Consider the following 23983-nt stretch of genomic DNA (forward strand, 5'->3'; position numbering starts at 1 on the left):
TGCCAGGCGAAAGCCGTCCTTTTCTGTAAATTGAAGGACGGCTTTTTTATTGGCTAAACATCCGTAGTGTTGATGGATTTTTTGAAAGAACGATCAGGTGAATGAGGTTATGAGTAAACGACGGGTTGTTATCACGGGCATGGGAATGCTTTCGCCGGTGGGGAACGATGTAGCGTCCTCATGGGATGCGGTGTGCGCCGGGCGGAGCGGTATTGGTGCGATAGATCGCTTTGATGCTACCGACTACAACACACGCATTGGCGGTGCCGTCAAAAATCTCGATATGGAGCCCTGGTTGTCCAGCAAGGAAGCGAGAAAACTCGATGCGTTTATCCACTATGGCTTGATCGCGGCACAGCAAGCAGTAGACGACAGCGGGTTAGAACAGTACGAAAAGCTGGATCGTGAACGGGTCGGTATTGCAATTGGCTCCGGTATTGGCGGTTTGGAGTACATCGAGAAGAACATTATTCAGATGGAGAAATCCGGGCCTCGCAAGGTGTCTCCATTCTTCGTGCCGGCATCGGTCATCAATATGATTTCGGGCAATGCTGCCATCCGCTTTGGGTACAAAGGGCCTAACATTGCGATTGTTACTGCCTGCACCACCGGTACCCACAACATTGGTTACGCAGCGCGAACCATTGCTTACGGTGATGCGGATGTTATGTTGGCGGGCGGTTCCGAGATGGCAACCACACGTTCAGCGGTTGCAGCTTTCTCGTCTGCACGCGCCTTGTCGACACGTAACGATGAGCCAGAGAAGGCCAGTCGTCCCTGGGACAAAGAGCGTGATGGTTTCGTGTTGAGTGACGGCGCCGGCGTGCTTGTGCTGGAGGCTCTTGAGCACGCGCAAGCTCGCGGCGCGACCATTTATGGCGAGGTAGTCGGGTTCGGCATGAGTGACGATGCGCACCACATTACGTCCCCCCCAGAAGATGGTGAAGGGGCCGCACGTTCAATGGCTAATGCGGTGCGAGATGCCGGGTTGTCGGTGGATCAGGTGGATTATATCAACGCCCACGGCACGTCTACCCAAGCCGGGGATGTGGCCGAAGTGGCTGCGGTTAAATCGGTGTTTGGTGAGCATGCCAAAACGCTGGCAATGAGCAGTACAAAGTCGATGACGGGGCACCTTTTAGGTGCTGCGGGTGCAGTGGAGGCGATATTCTCGGTTCTGGCGGTTCGAGAAGGTATTTTGCCGCCCACCATTAATCTGGATAACCCGGCTGAAGGGTGTGATCTGGATTTTGTGCCTCACACCAGTCGAAAGGCGGATATTAAAGTGGCTTTGTCCAACTCGTTCGGCTTCGGTGGTACCAACGGTACGCTGATTTTCAGCCGATTCGAGGGCTGAGCCCGTTGTGATCGCACTATATTGGGCGGAAGACGGTCGTTTTCCGCCCGGTGACCGGGGGCTGGCCTATGGCGACGGGCTGTTTGAAACCATCCGTGTTGATGGTGGCAGCGCCCATTTGAAGGCCTATCATTTGGACAGGATGACCCGGGATGCGGCACGCCTGCACATTCCTGTTAACCGTTCAGAGCTTGAGCATATATTTCATCAGGCGGTAGAGCGGTATTCCGTTCATTATTCTGTCGATTCCTGGATCCTTAAACTCACGCTCACTCGGGGCTCAGGGGGGCGAGGGTACCGTCCGTCACCAAACATGAAGCCCAACCTCCTGGTTTCTCATGCCGCTATGCCTCCATTGGCGCCTGCCAGCGGTGTAGCGGTCGATTTCTCTCGTGTTCCACTCACTGTAAACCCATTGTTAGCCGGTATTAAATCGTTGAACCGGATTGAGCAGGTAATGGCTGCCTCAGAGCTCCAGGATGGTTTGTTTGAGGTACTGATGGCAAACCCTGCGGGCCATATTGTTGAGGGCACACGCACTAACCTCTTTATTGAAACGGATGACGGTTGGCGTACGCCGTCGCCTGATTCCGTGGCGGTTAGGGGCGTGATGCGCAGGTATGTTATCGAGCGGCTTCGAGCAAACGCCGAGGAGGTTCACGAGGCGCCTATCTTGCTGGATGATATGCTCGCATCCAGTTGTCGTGGCGTTTATTTGACCAACAGTGTGCTAGGTGTGGTTTCTGTGCGGACATTGGCTGGACAGGATTTGCCTGTTACCGGCCGGCTTGCGACAATCTGCGGCTCAACTCCCAAAACGGAATAATGCGTGTGTTCAGGAAGTTAATTGTTTCAGTTTTTGCTCTGGGCGTGATTGCAGCGGCGGCTGCAGGGCTTTGGGTTTGGCAGGGCTTAGAAACGTTGAAACGGCCGGTGGCACTCGAAGAGCCAGTCTTGTTCAGTGTTGAGCATGGAACCTCGTTCAATGGCCTGGCGCACGAGTTTGCCAGGCAAGGATTGGTTTCCGATTCACTTTGGTTGCGGTTGTATGGGCGTTTGAAGCCGGAGCTGACCCGCATCAAGGCCGGGGATTATGAACTGACACCCGAGATGACACCGCTGGAAATCGTTGATTCGATGGTTGAAGGCAAGGTTAAGCTATGGGCGGTGCAATTTATCGAGGGCTGGACATTTTCGGACCTGCGTAACGCGCTGGCAAAATCCGACAATCTGACAAAAGTAACGACAGACTGGACAGATCAAAAGATCATGGAAGCCGTCGGAGCCGAGGGGCAGCACCCTGAAGGCTGGTTTTTCCCGGATACCTACATGTTCAGCAGCAGCGAAACAGATTTGGACATTCTGAAACGGGCATATAACCGCATGACTGGTTTACTGGAGCAGGAATGGGTCGGCCGAGCCAAAAACCTACCCTACGACACGCCGTATGAAGCCTTGATTATGGCCTCCATCGTGGAGCGCGAGACGGGTGCTCCTTATGAGCGCGAGCAGGTTGCAGGTGTTTTTGTTCGGCGATTGCAGAAGGGCATGCGCCTTCAGACAGACCCTACCGTGATCTATGGCATGGGGGATAAGTACGACGGTCGAATTCGTCGGCGCGATCTGCGTACGCACACACCGTACAACACCTATCGCATTGATGGCCTGCCGCCCACGCCGATCGCACTTCCGGGGCGGGATTCTATTCATGCAGCCTTGCACCCGGATGATGGTGATGCGCTGTACTTTGTTGCCCGGGGTGACGGCAGCCACAAATTCTCGAAAACTCTGGCGGAACACCAGAAGGCAGTCCGGGCTTTTCAGTTAAACCGGAAAGAAGGGTATCGGTCTTATCCGGTTCCGGATGCCAAGACCAACAACGGCGGAGACAACTGATGGCAGCTCGAGGCCGTTTTATTACCTTTGAAGGAACCGAAGGCGTGGGTAAGTCTACCCAAATGAAAAATGCCGCGGCGACTCTGGAATCGTTGGGTATCGATTGTCTTGTGACTCGGGAACCGGGCGGTACGCCGATGGCGGAAAACATTCGTGAACTTCTGCTTGCTCCCCGGGAAGAATCAGTCCATGAAATGACGGAGTTGCTGTTGATGTTTGCAGCCCGGGCTCAACACCTGCATACGCATATACTCCCCGCCTTAGATGCTGGTAAGTGGGTGCTGTGTGACCGGTTTACCGACGCAACCTTCGCGTATCAAGGTGGTGGGCGTGGCGTTTCGAAGGAACGCATTTCGGTGCTTGAAACCTTGGTTCAGGGTGATGTGCGCCCTGATCACGTTATTTTGTTGGATGCGCCTGTTGAAACCGGAATGGCGCGCGCCAAAAAACGCGGAGAACTTGATCGTTTCGAGCAGGAAGATGTCGATTTTTTCCAGCGTATTCGCGAAAGCTATCTTGAGCGCGCGACGGCCGCTCCGGGGCAATACCATATAGTGAATGCTGCGTTGCCGCTAGAACAAGTTTCTGCAAGTGTGGCGGCTTTGCTGACCGCTCTGGCCAAAGCGCCTCAGTTGGTGGGTTAAGGCAATGCTTGATGCAAGGATCGTAAAACTCCCGGCGAACGCCCAGCAACATCATCACGAGCACCACCAGGTTGTTGTTGGTGTTCGTGGTGCTGCCGAGTTGTGTGTGGATGGGCTAGGGGCGTATCTCGATACTTGGAAAGCGTGTCTGGTGCCTACAGAGATTGAGCACGATTACTGCGGCGATCAGACAAACCATGTGTTGGTGATCAACCTCGACCCTCAGAGTCCGGCGCTTGCATCCTCGGCTCATAGAGAATACGAGTTGTTGGCTCGAATGTTTGATAAACCTTGCACGGTTCAGATGGATCATCGATTGCAGGGCTTGGTCCAGTTTGCAGCCGGTGAATTTGATCGTGCGCCGGGTAACGAGCCCCTGCACCGCCATTTGGCTGCGAGCATTCTGTATAGCATGGCAGATCGGGTTATTGATGGAGCTTCGGTCAAACCAGCCCGTCACAGCGTTAGCCCGGAATCAACCCGTCGTTTTATTCTTGAGAACCTGCACCGGAAAATCTCCGTAAAGGATCTTGCCGGTGAAGCCTGTTTAAGTGTTAGCCGGTTCCACGAAATTTTCCGGGAAGTAGCCGGGATTACTCCGCATCAGTTTTTGTTACAAACCCGCCTGGAGCAGGCTGCCAGTCTGCTCTCCAGTAGCCAGCTTTCGGTCTCTGAAATCAGTTACCGAACTGGATTCTCCTCCCAAAGCGCTCTCACCAATGCGTTACGCAAATACAAAGGAACAACACCCTCTCGGCTCCAGATTGGCGAATATGTCGCATAATTCCAGCAAAAATCAGCAGTACCGTTGGATTGTGCAAAAAAATCGTAGGATTTCGTAAGCCTTGAGTGGGTAGTAATACTAACTTGTGTCGTCTGAAGTCCCGTATTGCCGACTTGTTGTTGATTTCAGTCGCAAAATACTGAAGTTTAACTATATTGAAGGAGTATCTGTGCGAGGTGCGCTTCGCTCCAACGAGGATGGAATTCGGCTAAACAAGAATAACAGCGCGGTGGGCTGGCCTGAGCGCCACAGCTGCGCTTAGAGAGCGGATCTAATCCGACTCATTAAACCGGAGGAGCCTTATGGCTATTGGTGTTTGGATCAGTCTTTTTGCTTACTTTGCGCTCATGATTGCCATCGGCATTTATGCAATGCGTACGTCTACGTCTTCGTCGGAAGACTACATGTTGGGCGGGCGAGCCCTTAGCCCGAAAGTAGCGGCCCTGTCGGCCGGTGCGTCTGATATGAGTGGATGGTTGCTGCTGGGCCTGCCAGGCGCGTTGTATGTATCTGGTTTGGCATCGGCGTGGATCGGTATCGGCTTGTTCGTGGGTGCGTTTTTCAACTGGGTGCTGGTAGCGCCTCGCCTCCGTGAACAAACGGTTCACTATGGTAATGCCATTACTATCCCGTCTTTCCTAGCCAACCGTTTCCCAACGCAGGCTTTGTCGCTAAGAACCGTGTCGGCAATCGTTATCGTTGTGTTCTTCGCGGTGTACACCGCTTCTGGCTTGGTGGCCGGTGGTAAATTGTTTGAAAGTGCCTTTGCTGGCATCTTCAACTTCGGTGGTCTTAGCGATTACGCAGTAGGTATCGTGATCACTCTAGGTGTGGTTTTGGCCTATACCGTTGTAGGCGGCTTCCTGGCGGTGAGCATGACCGACTTTGTTCAGGGCTGCATCATGATGCTCGCCTTGGTCATCATGCCAGCTGTTGTGCTGTTCGGTGAAGGTGGCGGCGGTTACGCCCAGGCTGCACAGACTCTTAACGAGGTCGATCCGACATTGCTGTCTTGGACAGAAGGGCTGACGTTTGTTGGTTGGTTGTCGGCAGTAACTTGGGGTCTTGGTTACTTCGGTCAGCCGCACATCATTGTTCGTTTCATGGCGATCCGTTCCCTGAAAGACGTACCGACCGCCCGTAACATTGGTATGGGTTGGATGGGTATTTCCCTGATTGGTGCGGTATCTCTGGGTGTGTTCGGTCGCGCTTACGCGGTTCGTAACGGCTTGGACATTGCCGACCCCGAAACGATCTTCATCATCCTGTCTGACATGCTGTTCCACCCGCTGATTACTGGTTTCTTGTACGCAGCGCTGCTGGCGGCGGTTATGAGTACCATCTCCAGTCAGTTGTTGGTGTCGTCTTCTTCTTTGACTGAGGACTTCTACCGCTTGTTCCTGCGCAAAGAAGCCACGGACCGTGAGTGTGTGAACGTGGGTCGTGCCTGTGTTGTGGCTGTTGGTCTGGTTGCCGCGGTGATCGCCTCTGATCCTGACTCACAGGTTCTGGCGCTGGTCAGTAACGCTTGGGCAGGCTTTGGTGCCGCCTTCGGTCCGCTGATTCTGCTGTCTCTGATGTGGTCCCGCACGAACGGTGCTGGTGCTATCGCAGGCATGGTAGTAGGCGCTGTGACCGTTATGGTTTGGATCTCTCTGGGCTGGAATGGCAGCTTCATGGGTGGTCCGGGCGTTTACGAGATCATCCCTGGCTTCGTCGCTGCCTTCATCGCCATCATTGTGGTGAGTCTGGCTACGTCCGATGCTGGAGAGTATCAGCACATCAGCCGGTAATGGGTATCGGTTAGAGCGTACTAAACGATGAAAGGGCTCCTGCGGGAGCCCTTTTTTTGTACCTGAAATAGCTAATCGTTGTTTGTGTTCGTAATTGGGCCGGGACACACGTACCAAGGAACTATCTAGCAGGCATAAAAAAACGCCAGCCCGAAGGCTGGCGTTTCATTGGAGCTAAACCGAAAAGGTTAGTGCTTAAGCGACAGTCGCTTCAGACGCCTTCTTGGTGTAGTTCTCCATCTGGTCAAAGTTGAGATACTTGTAGATCTCAGCTGACATGCTGTCGAGATCTTTAGCGTACTCCATGTACTCCGCAGGAGTCGGAAGCTTGCCAAGGATCGCGCCAACAGATGCCAGTTCCGCAGAGGTCAGGTACACGTTGGCACCATCACCCAGACGGTTCGGGAAGTTACGGGTAGAGGTAGACAGAACGGTAGACTTCGCAGCCACACGCGCCTGGTTACCCATACACAGTGAACAGCCCGGCATTTCGGTGCGAACACCGGCAGTACCGTAGATGTTGAAGTAACCTTCTTCCATCAGCTGAGCCTGATCCATCTTGGTCGGTGGAGACATCCACAGACGGGTGTTCAGAGAACCTTTGTGCTGCTCAAGCAACTTACCAGCGGCACGGAAGTGACCGATGTTGGTCATGCAGGAACCGATGAACACTTCGTCTACCTTGTCGCCAGCCACTTCAGACAGGAACTTGGCATCGTCCGGATCGTTCGGGCAGCAAACGATCGGCTCTTTGATGTCAGCCAGATCGATTTCTACAACGTGAGAGTACTCAGCGTCTTTGTCAGCGCGCATCAGCTTAGGATCAGCCAACCAAGCTTCCATCTGCTGAGCACGACGCTCCAGAGTACGTGGATCGCCGTAACCTTCAGCGATCATCCAGCGCAGCATGGTGATGTTAGAGCGCAGGTACTCGGCAACAGACTCTTCAGACAGGTTGATGGTACAACCGGCAGCAGAGCGCTCGGCAGAAGCGTCAGACAGTTCGAACGCCTGCTCAACAGTCAGGTGCTCCAGACCTTCGATTTCCAGGATACGACCAGAGAATTCGTTGATCTTGCCTTTCTTCTCAACAGTCAGCATGCCTTGCTTGATGCCGTACAGCGGAATCGCGTGTACCAGGTCACGCAGGGTGATGCCCGGCTGCATTTTGCCTTTGAAGCGAACCAGAACGGACTCTGGCATGTCCAGAGGCATAACGCCTGTTGCCGCAGCAAACGCAACCAGACCAGAACCGGCCGGGAAGGAGATGCCCATCGGGAAACGGGTGTGGGAGTCACCACCAGTACCAACGGTGTCTGGCAACAGCATACGGTTCAACCAAGAGTGGATGATACCGTCGCCCGGACGCAGGGAAACACCGCCACGGTTACGGATGAAGTCCGGCATGGTGTGCTGCATTTCTACGTCAACCGGCTTCGGATAAGCAGCGGTGTGACAGAAAGACTGCATGACCAGGTCAGCCTGGAAGCCCAAGCACGCCAGATCCTTCAGTTCGTCACGGGTCATAGGACCAGTGGTGTCCTGAGAACCAACGGTGGTCATGTGCGGCTCGCAGTAGGTGCCTGGACGAACGCCTTGGCCTTCTTCCAGTCCGCATGCTTTACCAACCATCTTCTGGGCCAGAGTGAAGCCCTTGTCGCCAGCTTCCGGATCTTCCGGCAGGCGGAACAGATCGGTCGGGCCCATGCCCAGTGCTGTACGAGCCTTGGCGGTCAAGCCACGGCCAATGATCAGCGGGATACGACCGCCGGCCTGAACTTCGTCCAGAATAACGTCAGACTTGAACTTGAACTCGGAGATGGTTTCGCCAGCTTCGTTCAGGATCTTGCCTTCGTATGGGCGGATCTCGATCACGTCGCCCATGTTCATGTTGTCAACGGGTGCTTCGAATACCAAAGCGCCGGCGTCTTCCATGGTGTTGAAGAAGATTGGGGCAACTTTGTTACCGATACATACACCACCAGCGCGCTTGTTGGGAACGCCCGGGATGTCGTCACCGAAGAACCACAGAACAGAGTTAGTGGCAGACTTACGGGAAGAACCAGTACCTACAACGTCACCAACGAAAGCAACAGGCAGGCCTTTGGATTTGATTTCTTCGATCTGGCTCATCGGGCCAGTTACGCCTGGCTCTTCCGGCTTCAGGCCATCGCGTTCCATTTTGTAGGCAGCGCGGGCGTGCAGCGGGATGTCAGGACGGGACCATGCATCCGGAGCCGGAGACAGGTCGTCGGTGTTGGTTTCGCCAGTCACCTTGAAAACAACCATTTTGGTGCTTTCAGGAACTTTGTTTTTGTTGGTGAACCACTCAGCGTTGGCCCAAGACTCAACAACAGACTTAGCAACAGCGTTGCCAGCGTCCATTTTTTCTTTAACGTCGTTGAACGCGTCGAACATCAGCAGTGTGTGCTTCAGTTCTTCACCGGCCAGCTCGGCCAGTTCAGGGTTGTCCAGCAGGTCAACCAAGGTTTCGATGTTGTAACCACCTTGCATCATACCCAGCAGCTGAACAGCTTTTTTGTTATCGATCAGCGGAGAAGTCGCTTCACCTTTAACAATAGCGGTCAGGAACGCAGCTTTAACGTAAGCAGCTTCGTCAACTCCTGGTGGGACACGGTTTTCCAGAAGATCAACCAGAGTTGCTTCTTCACCGGCCGGTGGGTTTTTCAGCAGATCTACCAGAGCAGCAGTCTGTTCGGGGTTCAGCGGCTTTGGTGGGATACCCAGAGCTGCACGTTCGGCAACGTGTTCACGATAAGCTTCTAACACGATATGGACCCTCATCAGTTGGAATTTTCCTCGCCGGCGACATGCTGCCTGACGGGAGTTTTTTGGCGAAAAGGCCGAAGGAGCCTCTGAATAACGCCTAACTTGGCCGGCGGGACATTCAGATTCTATTCAGAGACACCTTGATCCGGCGCTGCATTCTATAGGAAAGCACGTATAAAGTTAAGTTGGACAGAGGTCGGAGCTGTCTGATAGCTGCGGTATACTCTCGCGCTTTCGAACCTGACCAGATTCAATGATATGACTGATGCCTTGAAAGAAATACATGACTTTCTGCCCTGCCGCACGCCACAGCAGTGGATTGAGAATGCGCTGGCGAACCAGGATTTGCTGCTGATCGACCATGCTCATTGTGAGAAAAAGGCGGCTTCGACGGCGCTAAGTCTGATGTATCGATACGTTGAAAATACCGAACTGCTGAACAAAATGTCCCGTTTGGCCCGCGAAGAGTTGCGGCACTTCGAGCAAGTGTTGGCGATTATGAAAAAGCGCGGTGTGACTTATGCTCACCTGACACCGGCACGGTACGCGGGGGGGATGAGGGAGTTGGTGCGTAAGGACGATCCCGGCCGATTGGTGGATGTGTTGATTGTGGGAGCGATTATCGAAGCACGTTCCTGCGAGCGGTTTGCCGCTTTGGCACCGTTTCTTGACGAGAAACTGGCCGAGTTTTACACCGGATTGTTAAAGTCCGAGGCGCGGCACTATCAGGATTATCTGAAACTAGCGGTTCAGGCGAATGGTGCGCCAGTGGATGAGCGCGTTGCGGAGTTTATGGCCGTAGAGAAGGCGTTGATTGAAGAGGCGGATATTGAATTCCGCTTTCACAGCGGGCCCGTACCGGCTTGATGCAGCAGCCCGAGCCTCGCTGAGGTTATGAGGTTCGGGCGCTCGTCAAAGCTGTTTGCACAGCTCTATCCACTGAGCGATACCGGCGCTGCGGTATTTTTGTTTGTGCAGAATAAAGTAAAACTGCCGCTTAAATGAGCGGTGTTCCGGCATTGCAAGCGGCACCAGGCTGCCACGTTTAAACGCGTCTGCAAGTACCACCCATGACAAACAGCCGATGCCCAGATTGGCCTCAACCGCACGCTTTATGGCTTCGGTGTGTTCCAGTTCAAGCAACACGTTGAGGTCTGGCAGCAGGCCTTGCATACCTCTCTCAAAGCTTTGTCGGGTGCCGGAGCCCTGTTCCCGCATAATCCAGGTTGCTTGGCGTAAATCGTCATCGGTTAGCTGTTTTTTGTGGGCCAGCGGGTGATTGGGCGCACAAAATGCAATGAGTTCGTCTTCACGCCACGGCATAACTTCAAGCTCGGTGGCCTGCAACTCGCCTTCGATTAAGCCAATGTCCAGTTCAAAGTCTTTAACCCGCCGGGCGATGGTGCTTGTGTTGGCAACCTCCAGCGACACTTTCGGCCGGGTAGGGGTGTTCATGTATTGAGCCATAACGCCAACGGCGAGATAGTTCCCGATCGTTAGGGTTGCACCAACTTTAAGTGCCCCTATTTCAGAGTGTTTGCTGAATGCTTGCTCCAGTTCTGTGGCTTGAGCGAGCAGTGCCTCGGCTTTTGGGCGGTACAGCCGGCCTAATTCGTTTAACTGCAGCCGCTTGCCAACCCGGTCAAATAACCGGATGTCGAACTGGCTTTCAAGTTCTTTCAGTGCACTGCTGGCTGCAGATTGGGACATGGATAACGATTCTGCAGCCCGGGTGATGTTCTGAAAATGTGCGGCAGCGAGAAAAACTTCTAATTGGCGAAAGCTGTATTTCATGGTTTGGCTACCAAGGTAAAATTCGTTTATTCATAAAATCGAATAGCATTATGAAAGCATCCCGTTTTGTCGATTTCAAGAAAAAGCTTACACTGGGCACATCTTAAATTCTTAACCATTGCTAGCTTGCGAGGGCATCATGAGTAAGTTGATGAAAGAAACGGTGACCAGTGTTCATCACTGGAACGACACCTTGTTCAGCTTCAAGACAAGCCGGGATCCCGGGTTCCGTTTCAAGAACGGGCATTTCGTCATGATCGGGTTGGAATCAGAAGGTAAGCCCTTGATGCGTGCATACAGCATCGCCAGCGCCAACTACGAAGAAGAGCTTGAGTTCTTCTCTATAAAAGTGCCTGACGGCCCGCTTACGTCCCGCCTGCAGAAAATCAACGTGGGTGACGAAATTCTTGTGAGCCGTAAACCGACCGGCACCTTGATTCTGGATAATCTGCTGCCCGGCCGTAACTTGTGGCTGATCAGTACCGGTACCGGGCTGGCGCCGTTTATGAGCATCATCAAGGATCCGGAAGTCTATGAGGCGTATGACCGCGTTATCCTGACCCACGGTGTACGCTATGTATCGGAGTTGGCATACCAAAGTGAAATCGAAGGCTTGCCGGACAACGAGTACTTCGGCGAGATGGTCAAAGGCAAACTGTTGTATTACCCAACGGTGACACGTGAGGCGTTCCGCAACCAGGGCCGACTGACCGATGCCATGGAAAGCGGCAAAATCACTCGTGATCTGGGCTTACCAGAATTCGATATTGAACAGGACCGGTTCATGATCTGCGGCAGCCCCAGCATGCTGAAAGATACCTGCGCCATTCTGGATAACAAAGGCTTCAAAGAAGCGCGTGGTGGCGATATGGGGCACTATGTGATCGAGCGCGCATTCGTAGAGCAGTAACCTTAACGGTTTAGTTCGGTGTAATAATCGAAAAGCCTCTTCGACGTCAGTCGGGGAGGCTTTTTGGTTTTTGGTGGGGCTCATTCATGGCTTTTCGTTGAACGTTATCGCAACCAGTTGTGAAGTTTGCTGGCCAAGCGCTCACCATCTGACATCTCGGACCGGTTTCGCAGAAGCTGAGAAAGCACATCCGGGCGATCGGTGATGATGTTGTCTACCCCCATGTCAATAAAACGTGACATTGCTTTTGGTGAGTTTACCGTCCATACGAACAGTTCATTACCCGCGTTATGGGCCCGTGCCACCATTGCCGGGCTGGCACGGTTCGCGCGTATGCCCAGAATATCGTAGCGGTCTTGCCACAGAGGGCCCACCACGAACTGGGCTAACAAGGCTGTCCTGAGGTTAGGTTCCCGGCTTTTCGCCATTTCAAGAATAGGCCAGTCGGCGGCGGCAATCACCGTGCCCTCAACCGCATCCTTCTCTTGCAACATCTCCACCACCGCGTTGACCAACGCCTCGTCATTCCGGTTTGGCTTAAGATCAACCAAGAGATTTGCCTTGCCTCGGGTTGCGTCAATGGCTTCGGCCAGAGTCGCGATTCGTTCGTCCGCGAATGTTTCACTAAACCAGGATCCGGCATCCAGTGTGCGCAGTTGTTTGAACGGCAGGTCGTTTATTCGTTCGGGTAGGCCAAAGATGCGCTGCATATCGGTGTCGTGCCAAAGCACCGGTACACCGTCGGCGGTCAGTTGAACGTCGATCTCGATGTAATCCGAACCATCATTGATTGCTTGTCGAATGGCGCTGACGGTATTTTCCGGAGCAAGAGCGGCGTTGCCACGGTGCGCGGTAATCCCGACCTCGGTGCTTTGGTTGAGCGAGCTGATGATCGGATAACTTTGCGCCAATACCACTGCGACCACAATTGCTTCCAAAATCCAGGCTCGGCGTATCAGGATCGCAGCGTGTTTAGGGGCAGAAGGTGCCGGTCTTTTAAAAGGATAGCCTGAACGCTCTTCATAGTAGGCCATTATCAGAGTGCCGAAAGCGGAAGTGGCCAGAAAAGTGACGGCCAGCCCAATTAACACGTAGCTCCCTACGAGCGTGATAACAGCGGGGAACAGATAGGCTTTATTGTCTGGCAGAACCTGAAATATGCCAGCCGCAATTGCATTGAAGATCAGCGTGATTAATGGCGGTATGGCAACTGTAAGGGCTGCGCCCAACGCCAGCGTTGTTGCGGCGTCTCGTGAGCGCTTTCGGGTGAGGTGGTAACTGGAACGCAGGGCCGCCACAGGCTTGGCACCGTTAAGCATGAGCCGGGGGATGGCCAGGCTCCAACGCACAATCAAGGTGCCGTTGGCGACGACAAGTCCTGCTAGCATGGCAAGGCAGAAAGCTCCGTACCACCAGAGTACCGGTGGGCGTTCAAGATTGAGTAAATAGGGGTCGTAATGATGAAGTAAAAGTTTCGACCCACTGATAATGGCTGCGAGAAACGGCAGGGCGGTCAAAAAATGTGCGAGAGTCAGTAGCAAGGCTAGCGTTGTCAGGCCTGTGATTCTGCGTACTACACCGAACAAAGCACGGGCGATATTTTTCATTGGGTGCTGGTCATTCTGGGCAACGATCAGCGTAATGCCTGCCTGCTGGTAAACGATAATAGCGACCGTAACGAACATCGTAAAACCAGCCCAGGTAACTCCGCCCGGCGAGCTTAAAAACCGGATCAACCCCGCCGTTGTGATAGCGGCTTCGCCGGTGAGCGGGCGAATGGCGGCCAGCGCGGCTGTCACCAGCGAGGGCAATAGGGCAACCGAAACCCCGGTGATGGTCAGATGCAAGGCAAGGAGTGCGCGGCTGTGTTGGCGCAAGAGTGCCAGAGTTCGAGAGGTAAGCTTGAGCATGTCAGTTGTCGATGGTGGTTAACCGGTTTGCGTTTTCTACCAGTGCCAGCCGTTCTTCTAAAGTAAGAAAGGGCTCTTCGTCGGTTTCGGCTAAGGTGCCAAAAATTCTCTTCGGGTCGAATGTCCAACTCTGACAGCGGGTCATCAGTTCTGTGCAGGCCAATAACTTTCCTTCATTCCGCAGGAAGTATTTCATGCCGGTATACGTATCTGCCAACAGAAGGTCGCGAGTTGGTTTGGAGTTCATGGCCAACAAGCTGGTGCCAATCATTCCCCCCGCCGTTGATCCGTGACCGCTGGCATCGAGAACCGAAATGGCAATGTCCAATTGGGATATCAGCGCCGTATCAGGGGCGTAGTAGGAAAGACTGTCCTGCGCGGCAGGTTTTACCGCAAGCATGCCTACGTTGTTGTTCAACGGCAGAGTTTCGTGGTCTTCGCGAATAAATCCTCCGGATTCGTCGGAAGTGACGATCACGAGAGTATTCTCCAAAATGCCGTCTTGCTCTAACTGTTGCAAAAAGTTGTCGAGAGTTTCAGCCATAACCTTCATGGCGTTAATTCGTGCGGTTTGCGGAGAAGGTATCGGGAGAATGGTTTCGTTATCATCCTCTGCTCTTTGAGACGCGAGTCGTTTCTCGGTTTTGTCGCCGATGTTGAAGGGGTGGTGAGTACCAACGTTAAGGGTGGTCACGAACCACGGTTGGTGTTGGCGATCCAGCGAGCGGAGTCTGGTTGTAATATTGCTGAAGAAAACCGGGTCGGGAGGTCCCCAGCCTTCGGCTTCGTTTGCACCGGTAAACACTTCGGCGCCCGTAACGTCCATATAACCGGCCTGAGGCATAAATTCGTCTTTGTTCATGTACTCGATGGGAGCGGCCTGCCAGTAGGCTGTATGGTAGCCTTGGGCTTGCAGCTTTTCAGGAAGGCAATCCGGCGTTGCCTGCTGGCCTGCCACCAAACGCACTTTTTCCGAAGCTCTTCTTAAGTCCGGGTAACGGCCGCAGGTAAGCGTAAAGGTTCCTCGGTCCGTCTGCCGTTCCATGCTCAGAACATTCTTGTAAATACGAAAGCCGAAATTATTGAAGGTCTGCTCCAGATTGGGCAACGATACCACCGGCGAAAGTCCGTGATAATTACTGACGGACGGCAGATAACCGCCGGACATGCCTTCAATCATGATAAGAAGGACGTTGGGGGCCGGTGATATGTTTCGACCACTTACCTGTTGGTGAAAAAAATGGGTTCGGTTTTCCAAATCCGGGCTGATCTCTACCTCGTTGTTGCCAATAGCCGTGCCAACCGGGTTAATCAGCGCGCCCGGGATTTGAGCCAAGGTGCTCACCACCAGATTGTTGGCGGGGGTGGTCAAGCTTGGAAAGGACAGAGAATAGATGATCAATGTCGCTGCAGCCGCGCCGGTAAAGGGTAGAGCTTGGGGGCGTGAGAGTGGAACCCAACGCCGATGTAAACGGTGTAGGAGCCAAGCCAGTGCGAGGTAGACCGGTAAGGTGAGTAAGTAAACGTTCAGTAGGCTACCGGAGATAAACGTACTGTCGACGCTTTTGCCGGCAAACGCCAATTGGAACAGAGTGCCGTGAGCCGTTAGATGCATGCCGGCAACGTAAAGTGCGCAGCCCAGAGCCGTGATAACCAAACCGCGCAAGATGCCCCGGCTTCCCTGAAGAATAAGTGTGAGCAGAATAGCACCCGCAATATCGCCACCCAGCATGCCCGGCATGCTGGGTACGACACCGCTTTGTAATATAAGTAAGCCCCGGACAACTACCAGCCAGCCAAAGGACAGCAAGAAGGTGCGAGTCAGTGCGTGGCGGGTTAGCCGATGTGGTTTGGTCATATGTAATGTCTGTTTTTGAGAGCCAAAGGTACAGTATGGGCAACCGTTCGAACGCTTCAACCGTGCAGGTGTACGGGATATCCAACCGTTGTTAATTGCACGGATGAACACTCGTTTGTTTTAAAAGGTTTTTTTGATCAGAGGTGTGTGTGTTTAAACAAAGTGTCCATATCGTAATTGGTGAAGGCATGCGCTCGTCGTTTCGCTGTGTGGTGACTGTCTTGCTGGTTGTTGTACTGGCATCTCCGGCGGCAGCTAGGGGGGGCGCCGAGCAAGACGGGTTGGGGTTAAGCCCGGCTGAGTTGGCCTGGGTCGGAGAGCGGATTTTTCAAAACGAGTGCGCGGGTCGGCGGCAGTGTCTTGTGCATTGGAACCAAGGCGAGGCATTTCCCTCACTGGGTATCGGGCACTTCATTTGGTATCCCGAGGGGGTGAGTGGTCGGTTTACCGAAAGTTTTCCCGAATTGCTGGCGTTTATGCAAAGTGAGGGCGCGAATATTCCGGCTTGGGTGGCTGAGGCCAAAGGCGCACCCTGGCCCGATCGAAGCTATTTCTACGACGTCGCTTCTCAATCTGATCGTGTTCAAGGCTTACGAACATTTCTGTATGACACTCGCGGCCTGCAAGTTCGGTTTATACAGCGGCGAGCGCGTGCCTCTTTGGAGCAAGTAGTAGCAGCGGCTCCGGATAACGCAAAACACACGCTCCGCCAGAAGCTGCACGCACTTATGCAGACCCCGGGAGGGGTATACGCTGTGATGGACTATGTGAATTTCAAAGGAGAGGGCGTGTCGGAAACCGAGCGGTATCGGGGGCAAGGTTGGGGGTTGCTGCAGGTTTTACTCGAGATGCCTGAGGGGGCGGTTCCCCCGCTGGTAGCGTTTCGAGAGGCTGCCGCCGAGGTGCTAACGCGACGAGCACGCAATGCCGCCAACCCTATAGAGCGTGAGCGTTGGCTGCCGGGATGGCTCAAGCGGTTGCAAACTTACAACGAGCCCGCCGATCGCCTCGGTCCAGTTCAGGAGGGGGCATCCTGCGAGGGGGACTCGGACTGTGTGGTCGATGATGTTTCAGACAGCGAGTGAATGCGGATATCCCGTTGCGGGAAGGGGATCGTAACGCCGGCGTCGGTTAGTGTTTGAGTAATGGCAGAATACAGTTCGTGGTAAAGCGGCATCATATCAGGCAGATCTTTGACAAAGACCCACACTTCGAAGTTGATGCTGCTTTCTCCGAGCCCGACACAAAACACCGCTGGGGCCGGATCTTCCATGACTCGTTCGTTACTGAGGGCTACGTCGGAAAGCAACTTTTGAACCTGGTCGACGTCGGAACCATAGGCGACGCCCACGCGGATGATGAGTCGAACCGTGGCATCAGACAGGGTCCAGTTGGTCAGATCCTGAGTCACAAAGGTTTTATTCGGAACGATTTGTTCTTTGCGATCCCAGTCGACCAGCGTAGTGGCGCGAATGCGAATGCGCGAAACTTTGCCGGTGATCCCTCCTATGGTTACGGTATCGCCCACCCGTATCGGGCGCTCAAACAGAAGAATGATGCCGGAAACAAAGTTAGCCACTATTTCCTGCAAACCAAAGCCCAGTCCGACCCCTAGTGCGGCGATTAACCATTGCAGCTTCGACCATTGCACCCCGATGACACCAAGGCAGACGATGACCCCCAAGAATACGAGGAGGTAGGTAGTAATGGTCGTGATGGCATAGCCGGAGCCGGGCTGAAGGTCCAGCCGGCTAAGCAGCGTTACCTCCAGAGTGCCGGGCAGGTTTTTGACCGCCATGATGGTTCCCGCCGCAACGAGTATGGACAAAAGCGCATCCGCGAGTGTGATCGGTAGAGGATCACCGCCTTCAAGGTCAGTTGCGATGGTCCATAGGGTAATATCTTCGAACAGCTGTAAAGCGGGAATGACATCGGTCCAGAGTAGTAAAAGCCCGCTTATGGCAACGGCAGACACCATAATGCGTAGCAAAGAAGCGCTTTGCTCGCTGATGTCTTTCAGGTTCATTTCCGGCATTTCCGGTGTGATGAGCGCGCCTTCACCGGATGTGTCGGAAGTTTCCCTGGCTTCTGCCTGTTTGCGTTCAGCGGCTCGTTGTTCGATCAGTCGTTTGAGAGTGAGACGCCGCTCGCGAACGGAGAGGGCTCTCAAGCCGGTAAAATAGAGCAGAGACGTAAAGGCCAGCCAGCAAATGGAAATAAACAGATTTCGTTCGAGTTGGAGTGCGGTGTAGTGATAACCAATCGTTGATGCAACAGCGAGTATAATTGGTGACGCTACAGCGAATGCATGTAAAAGGATGAAAAGACGGTGGCGAGGCTGTTCGTTTCGAATGGCGGACATGATTCGCTGAGCAAAGACGGCCAGCGCAATAGAAACGAAGATGAACAGCAGGCGGCCGAGGCTGTCATCGAATTTGGCACTTTCCGGGTTTGCGCTGATGGCCGTCATGACGATGGTCACGGGTACGATGCAGGCCATCAGGAGTAGCAGTTCCCTTCGGACAGCGTTTAAAGACCCCGGGTTCCAGTGGAAATGCTTTTCACCCAATCCGTCTTTCGAGGCGACACTGCGGATTAACGCCAGTAAGAACATTATGAACGCGGCCGCAGTAAAACCTTTGGAAAGTGCTTCGAAAAACGCATTACCTTCCATCAGCAATAACGCGACCAGTGAAAACGTCAGGACACCGGGCAATGCCAGTAAGACGCTGTTTACCAGGGCAAGTAAAGTAAATGCGGTACGGTCCATGCCCACATGGCCAACATAGTGTTGGTTGGCGAGAAGGTTGGCTTTGATTTTTTTGCGCTTGATCAACAGCAGGAGCAGCAAGGCGGCAACCAACGCAATGCGCCCGCCTCGTTCTTTGGCAGAGTGGGATATTGCGGACTTGAGATCGTCATATCGTAGTTGCGAGGATAGCCACAGAACTGACTCGACAAGTTGCTCGGTGGTGTCGAGGCTCATAACCTCAGCGCTGGGGAGCCAGAACAGGCGCTGTTGTAGCAGCGTTTGGTAGTTGGTTATCTGCTCTTGCAGGGTGGTCACCGTATTGAAGTACTCGTTGAGTACGTTGATGTGTTCGGTGACGGCCTTGTGCAATTCGCGTAACAGTTGAGAGCGAAGGCTGCGGAGTTGGCTTCGGGCATCTTCACCCGGGTTTGTGATGGCTTCAAATTCTTCCAGTCGTAATTGTTCTTCACGAGCCGTTGCCAGTTTGTCTTCAATGCCTTTAATGAATTCGCTCGCAACGCTTTGCTTCTGAAGTCTTTCTAGTCGCTGTTTTAGTAATTCCGCATAATCGGCCGTCAGGTTTAGTCCAGCGTTTTCCAGCCGCAGTTCAAAACTTTGATATTCATTCTCTAAACGGGTCAGGACCGATTCTGCATAGCTCAAGCGTTCCCGGCTTTCCGTTAGCGCGGCACGACGTTGTTTGAGTGATGTTTGCAGCGTTTGGATCTGTTCCCTGATGTCGGAGTTAACGGAATCGGGAAGTTCGGTTTGGGGTGGGGTGGTCAAGCTTTGTTGTAACTCGGGCTTGACGGCAGGGAGCGCCTCCTCGGCGGGGGGCGTGTCCTGCTGTTGTGCACTCTGTGAACTCTCTGGCGTCTGCGCGGACACCGCCCCGATTGTTAGGCAGAGTATGAGCAGCCCCATTAACCGTGTTTTCGAGATCGTTCGGAGTAACGGGGGCTTTCTCATAGTTCTGCTCACAAAGGGGGGGGAGGATTACGCGCTATCCAGCGGAGTCTTCTTGAGTTCGAGTGGCGTTTCGGGCCTGGCGACAAGCCACCAGACGTTTTTGTCCCAGTCACCCAGTACTATGCGGCGAGCGGGCTTTTCGTTGGCTTTCAGTTCGTGAATCGCCGGGCGGTGAGTGTGCCCGTGAATCATCAGTTGAACATCGTGGCGTTCGAATTCGTTCACCACTTCGTCAAGGTTCACGTCCATGATGGATTCGGCCTTGCCCTGGTTCTTCGCCATGGAGATTTCCCGGAGCTGACGCGCCATCAGTTGACGATCTTTCAATGGTCTCGCCAGCAACATTTCGACGGTCTTCGGATTGCGCATATTGGCGCGGAATTTCTGGTATTCCACGTCATCCGTGCACAGGCTATCGCCGTGCATCAGCAGGGCAGGCGTGCCGTACAGGTCGATTACTGTCGGGTCATCCAGCAGGGTTGCACCAACGCGCTCGCAGAAATCTTCACCAATAAGGAAGTCCCGGTTGCCGTGCATCAGATAGATGTCGGTTCCGGAAGTGCTGACTTCTCTCAGAGCTGCTGCTATCTGTTCCTGCAGCGGAGTTCGCTCGTCGTCGCCAATCCAGGCTTCGAAGAAGTCGCCGAGAATGTAGAGGCGTTCAACGCCCATGGCTTCATTCCGAAGGAAGCTAAGAAAAGCGCCCGTGATGTCCGGGCGCGTTTCTTCAAGGTGTAAATCCGAGATGAACAGTGTGCTCACGCGGCCTCCACGACCTCAGCTTTAATAATCACAATGTCTTCAGCCGGCACGTCTTGATGGCCGGAGCGCATGGTCGTGCGGGTCGCACGGATTTTGTTCACGGTTTCCATGCCTTCAGCAACCTTGCCGAATACACAGTAGCCCCAGCCTTCAGCGTTCTTTCCAGTGTGGTCCAGGAAGCCGTTGTTCTCAACGTTGATGAAGAACTGGGCGGTTGCCGAATGAGGATCCATGGTGCGAGCCATGGCAACGGTGCCAATCATGTTGCTCAGACCGTTGTCCGCTTCGTTTTGAATGGGGTCGCGGGTTTGACGCGGCTTCATGCCGGGTTCGAATCCGCCACCTTGAACCATAAAGTTGCTGATTACCCGGTGAAAAATGAGGCCGTCGTAGAAACCGTCGCGAACGTACTGTTCGAAGTTTTTCGCTGTTTCCGGAGCATTTTCGTAATCGAGTTCCAGTTTGATATCACCGAGATTGGTTTGCAGCAGAATCATCAGGGCTTCCTGTAATGGGTGTGTAAAGGTTCAAAGTAAGCATTGTACTGAAGAGTTTCGTCCTGTGCATGAGTACTGCCAGGATTTGTGAGTATAATAGGCGGTTTAACGGAGCCTCTGAATAGCTCCCACAATTCATTCCCTGTTGACAGAGATTGTATGAGCGCCGAGTCGAAGAAAGCCCACAACTTTATTCAGAGCCTGATCGAAGATGCCGTCGCCAAGGGCGAGCACACGGGCAAAGTCGTTACCCGGTTTCCGCCTGAGCCCAATGGTTACCTGCATGTTGGTCATGCCAAATCTATCTGCCTGAACTTCGGCATTGCTGAGACGTTTGAAGGCGAATGCAACCTCCGCTTCGATGATACCAACCCGGAGAAGGAAAGCCTGGAATACATTAACGCCATCAAGCGTGATGTCGAATGGCTTGGCTTCGAATGGGCGGACGAAGTGCGTTACGCCTCCGATTACTTCGATCAACTTTATGCTTTCGCTGAAGAGTTGATTGAAAAGGGTAAGGCCTATGTCTGCGCGTTGACGGCGGATGAAATGGCCGAATACCGTGGCTCCCTGAAAGAACCGGGTAAGAACAGCCCGTACCGTGATCGCCCGAGAGACGAAAGTTTGCAGTTGTTCCGCGACATGCGTGATGGCAAATTCCAGAACGGTGAGTTGGTGTTGCGTGCCAAGATCGATATGGCGTCCCCGAACATCAACATGCGTGACCCGATTCTGTACCGCATTCGTTATGCGGATCATCACCAGACAGGCGACAAGTGGTGCATTTACCCGATGTACGACTTCACGCACCCGATTTCGGATGCGCTGGAAGGCATCACTCATTCTTTGTGTACTCTTGAATTCGAGGACCATCGCCCGTTGTACGACTGGGTGCTGGACAACATCACCATTCCTTGCCATCCGCGGCAGATTGAGTTTGCCCGCCTGAACTTGAACTACACCGTCACCAGTAAGCGTAAGCTGAAGCGGTTGGTTGACGACAACGTAGTGGATGGCTGGGACGATCCGCGTATGCCGACGATCTCCGGTATGCGTCGCCGTGGCTTTACGCCGGAGTCTATCCGGACCTTCTGTGACATGATCGGTGTCAATAAGGCTGGCGGAACAGTGGATGTGGGTATGCTTGAGCATGCCATCCGCGAAGATTTGAACGCCCGTGCACCGCGAGCTATGTGTGTGATGCGCCCGATCAAGGTGACGTTGACCAACTACCCCGAGGGGCAGACCGAAACACTGACCCTGCCGGTTCATCCGCAGAACCCCGATATGGGTGAGCGTGAAGTCACCTGGAGCCAGGTGCTGTATATCGACCGTGAAGACTTTGCGCTGGAACCTCCGCGTAAGTGGAAGCGTTTGGCTCCGGATCAGGCGGTGCGCCTGCGCGGTGGTTATGTGATGACGTGCAAAGAAGTGATTCGTGACGACAGCGGTGAGATCGTTGAACTCAAGTGCGAATACGATCCCAAAACTTTGGGGGTGAATCCGGAAGGCTACAAGCCGAATGGCGTGATCCACTGGGTGTCGGCTGCGGACAGCGTTGAAGTGCGCATCAACCAATACGACCGTTTGTTCAATCATGAAGCACCGGACAGCGACAAGGAAGGTGACATGATGGATCACATCAATCCGGATTCTCTGGTTGTTCTTGAGGGCGCGCGTGTAGAGAAAAGTTTGGCTTCGCCTCGCACCGATTTGCCTTATCAGTTCGAGCGTGAAGGATACTTCTTCTGTGATCAGGCGCTGACCGACAGTGCTGGAATGCCTGTCTTCAATCGGACCGTGACCTTGCGGGATTCCTGGGGCAAGGGGGGCAAGTAATGCGAATTTACAATACGCTTACGCAGAAAAAAGAAGAGTTTAAGCCGATCGAGCCGGGCAAGGTGCGCATGTACGTGTGCGGCATGACCGTGTATGACTATTGCCACTTGGGCCACGGGCGTGTGCTGGTGGCCTTCGATGTGATCAGCCGCTACCTGCGTCACCGAGGTTATGACGTGCACTACGTGCGCAACGTCACCGACATTGATGACAAGATTCTGCGCCGGGCTGAGGAAAATGGTGAGGTTTATACCGACCTGACCGAGCGCATGATCGATGCCATGCACGAAGACGAGGCGCGTTTGGGGGTGCAGTCCCCGAACGAAGAGCCTCGGGCAACCGCATTTATCGGCGAAATCATCTCAATGATTGAGACTTTGATTGCCGGTGGTCACGCCTACGCTGCCGATAACGGTGATGTGTACTTCGCGGTGGATTCATTCCCGGATTACGGCAAGCTCAGCAAGAAAAAGCTGGAAGATCTGGTGGCCGGGGCGCGAGTGGGTGTGCAGGAAGCCAAGCGCAGTCCGGCGGACTTTGCTCTTTGGAAGGCTGCTAAATCGGGTGAAGTGAGCTGGCCTTCGCCCTGGGGCGATGGTCGCCCTGGTTGGCACATTGAGTGCTCGGCCATGTCCACCAAATGCTTGGGGGACACCTTTGATATTCACGGTGGCGGTCCGGACTTGTTGTTCCCGCATCATGAAAACGAAATTGCCCAGTCTGAATGTGCCACGGGTCATAAGTTCGTTCATACCTGGATGCACGCCGGTGCCATTCGCGTGAACAAAGAGAAGATGTCCAAGTCATTAGGCAACTTTTTTACCATTCGCGAGATTCTGGAAACTTACCCGGCGGAAGTGGTTCGCTACTTCTTGGTGTCCAGCCATTACCGGAGTCAGGTGGATTACTCGGCAGACAGTCTGGCCGAAGCTAGTCGCACGCTGACCAAGCTCTATCATGCCTTGCGCGGCGTTACACCAGCTTCGAGCGACGATGTTCCGGAAACCGAACACGACCGTCGATTTGCGGAAGTGATGGACGACGACTTTAACACCGCGGGCGCTATCGCTGTGTTGCATGCGGTGGCAAATGATATAAATCAACATCGTCGTGAAGGCGATGAAGAAAAGGCGGCGTATAGTGCTGCTGTTCTGGTGCGCTTGGGTAGTGTGCTGGGGTTGCTGCAACAAGACCCGGAAGCCTTCTTCCAGGCCGATACCGGTAGCGAGCTGAATGCGGATGATATCGAGGCCATGATTCAGGCCCGTGCCGAGGCTCGTAAAGCCAAGGACTTCGCAGAAAGTGATCGAATCCGGGACGAGTTGCTCGAGAAGGGTATCGTTCTTGACGACAGTCGGGAAGGGACTACTTGGCGTCGGGCTTAATGCTCGGAGTTTCGACAAAAGCCGTATTGTTATTTTCGGGAAT

At 53.8% G+C, this 23983-nt stretch carries 18 protein-coding genes; 11 read left to right on the forward strand and 7 right to left on the reverse strand.

Going from position 1 to position 23983, the window contains the following annotated elements; translation table 11 throughout:
* The first annotated feature begins 109 nt into the window (after positions 1–109).
* The 6 genes from fabF to putP all read left to right on the forward strand — a co-directional run bounded on the left by fabF (position 110) and on the right by putP (position 6474).
* Positions 110–1357: a beta-ketoacyl-ACP synthase II gene (gene fabF / locus DOQ08_RS03195; RefSeq protein WP_114333444.1), complete on the forward strand. Its 1248-nt coding sequence runs from the start codon at positions 110–112 to the stop codon at positions 1355–1357.
* Positions 1358–1364: 7 nt separating this feature from the next.
* Complete coding sequence (gene pabC, locus DOQ08_RS03200; RefSeq protein WP_114333445.1) at positions 1365–2183, forward strand: aminodeoxychorismate lyase; 819 nt, start codon at positions 1365–1367, stop codon at positions 2181–2183.
* Positions 2183–3253 (forward strand): endolytic transglycosylase MltG, encoded by a 1071-nt coding sequence (gene mltG / locus DOQ08_RS03205; protein WP_114333446.1) that lies wholly within the window; start codon positions 2183–2185, stop codon positions 3251–3253. Before pabC ends, mltG begins: the two co-directional genes overlap by 1 nt.
* Positions 3253–3897, forward strand: a complete 645-nt coding sequence (gene tmk, locus DOQ08_RS03210; protein ID WP_114333447.1) for a dTMP kinase — start codon at positions 3253–3255, stop codon at positions 3895–3897. Before mltG ends, tmk begins: the two co-directional genes overlap by 1 nt.
* Positions 3898–3901: 4 nt before the next feature.
* The gene (locus DOQ08_RS03215; RefSeq protein WP_114333448.1) at positions 3902–4681 is read left to right on the forward strand and encodes a helix-turn-helix transcriptional regulator; all 780 of its coding nucleotides are present in this window, start codon (positions 3902–3904) and stop codon (positions 4679–4681) included.
* A 302-nt stretch (positions 4682–4983) separates the two neighbouring features.
* Positions 4984–6474 (forward strand): sodium/proline symporter PutP, encoded by a 1491-nt coding sequence (gene putP, locus DOQ08_RS03220; RefSeq protein WP_114333449.1) that lies wholly within the window; start codon positions 4984–4986, stop codon positions 6472–6474.
* A 195-nt stretch (positions 6475–6669) separates the two neighbouring features.
* On the opposite strand, the gene DOQ08_RS03225 is transcribed toward putP, so the two are convergent.
* Positions 6670–9264 (reverse strand): bifunctional aconitate hydratase 2/2-methylisocitrate dehydratase, encoded by a 2595-nt coding sequence (locus DOQ08_RS03225; protein WP_114333888.1) that lies wholly within the window; start codon positions 9262–9264, stop codon positions 6670–6672.
* A 258-nt stretch (positions 9265–9522) separates the two neighbouring features.
* Between DOQ08_RS03225 and miaE the strand changes: the two genes are divergently transcribed.
* Positions 9523–10131: a tRNA-(ms[2]io[6]A)-hydroxylase gene (gene miaE / locus DOQ08_RS03230; RefSeq protein ID WP_114333450.1), complete on the forward strand. Its 609-nt coding sequence runs from the start codon at positions 9523–9525 to the stop codon at positions 10129–10131.
* A gap of 45 nt (positions 10132–10176) precedes the next feature.
* Here the strand turns inward: miaE and DOQ08_RS03235 are convergent, their stop codons facing one another.
* The gene (locus DOQ08_RS03235) at positions 10177–11058 is read right to left on the reverse strand and encodes a LysR family transcriptional regulator (RefSeq protein WP_114333451.1); all 882 of its coding nucleotides are present in this window, start codon (positions 11056–11058) and stop codon (positions 10177–10179) included.
* 139 nt (positions 11059–11197) lie between these two features.
* Here DOQ08_RS03235 and DOQ08_RS03240 point away from each other — a divergent pair, with 139 nt between their 5' ends.
* Positions 11198–11968, forward strand: a complete 771-nt coding sequence (locus tag DOQ08_RS03240; RefSeq protein ID WP_114333452.1) for a ferredoxin--NADP reductase — start codon at positions 11198–11200, stop codon at positions 11966–11968.
* Positions 11969–12072: 104 nt separating this feature from the next.
* Here the strand turns inward: DOQ08_RS03240 and DOQ08_RS03245 are convergent, their stop codons facing one another.
* Together DOQ08_RS03245 and DOQ08_RS03250 are read right to left on the reverse strand one after the other, a co-directional pair.
* A complete protein-coding gene (locus DOQ08_RS03245) occupies positions 12073–13878 on the reverse strand; it encodes a glycerophosphodiester phosphodiesterase (protein ID WP_114333453.1) in 1806 nt (601 codons plus the stop codon).
* 1 nt (position 13879) lies between these two features.
* Positions 13880–15736 carry an LTA synthase family protein gene (locus DOQ08_RS03250; RefSeq protein WP_114333454.1) on the reverse strand — a complete coding sequence of 619 codons (1857 nt, stop codon included), beginning with the start codon at positions 15734–15736 and terminating at the stop codon, positions 13880–13882.
* 149 nt (positions 15737–15885) lie between these two features.
* On the opposite strand from DOQ08_RS03250, the gene DOQ08_RS03255 reads away from it, so the two are divergent.
* A complete protein-coding gene (locus tag DOQ08_RS03255) occupies positions 15886–16821 on the forward strand; it encodes a hypothetical protein (RefSeq protein WP_206074765.1) in 936 nt (311 codons plus the stop codon).
* Here DOQ08_RS03255 and DOQ08_RS03260 read toward each other — a convergent pair.
* The 3 genes from DOQ08_RS03260 to DOQ08_RS03270 form a co-directional block, all read right to left on the reverse strand.
* Complete coding sequence (locus tag DOQ08_RS03260; RefSeq protein WP_227537463.1) at positions 16755–19274, reverse strand: mechanosensitive ion channel domain-containing protein; 2520 nt, start codon at positions 19272–19274, stop codon at positions 16755–16757. The two genes, DOQ08_RS03255 and DOQ08_RS03260, sit on opposite strands and share 67 nt — an antisense overlap.
* A gap of 210 nt (positions 19275–19484) precedes the next feature.
* Complete coding sequence (gene lpxH, locus DOQ08_RS03265; RefSeq protein WP_114333456.1) at positions 19485–20219, reverse strand: UDP-2,3-diacylglucosamine diphosphatase; 735 nt, start codon at positions 20217–20219, stop codon at positions 19485–19487.
* Positions 20216–20716 carry a peptidylprolyl isomerase gene (locus DOQ08_RS03270; protein ID WP_114333457.1) on the reverse strand — a complete coding sequence of 167 codons (501 nt, stop codon included), beginning with the start codon at positions 20714–20716 and terminating at the stop codon, positions 20216–20218. The genes lpxH and DOQ08_RS03270 overlap by 4 nt, the downstream gene beginning before the upstream one ends.
* Positions 20717–20875: 159 nt before the next feature.
* Here DOQ08_RS03270 and DOQ08_RS03275 point away from each other — a divergent pair, with 159 nt between their 5' ends.
* Positions 20876–22555 (forward strand): glutamine--tRNA ligase/YqeY domain fusion protein, encoded by a 1680-nt coding sequence (locus DOQ08_RS03275; protein WP_114333458.1) that lies wholly within the window; start codon positions 20876–20878, stop codon positions 22553–22555.
* The gene (gene cysS, locus DOQ08_RS03280; RefSeq protein ID WP_114333459.1) at positions 22555–23940 is read left to right on the forward strand and encodes a cysteine--tRNA ligase; all 1386 of its coding nucleotides are present in this window, start codon (positions 22555–22557) and stop codon (positions 23938–23940) included. Before DOQ08_RS03275 ends, cysS begins: the two co-directional genes overlap by 1 nt.
* The last annotated feature ends 43 nt before the right edge of the window (positions 23941–23983 follow it).

Origin of the sequence: Marinobacter litoralis (assembly GCF_003336705.1) — a bacterium.
Lineage (GTDB): Bacteria > Pseudomonadota > Gammaproteobacteria > Pseudomonadales > Oleiphilaceae > Marinobacter > Marinobacter litoralis.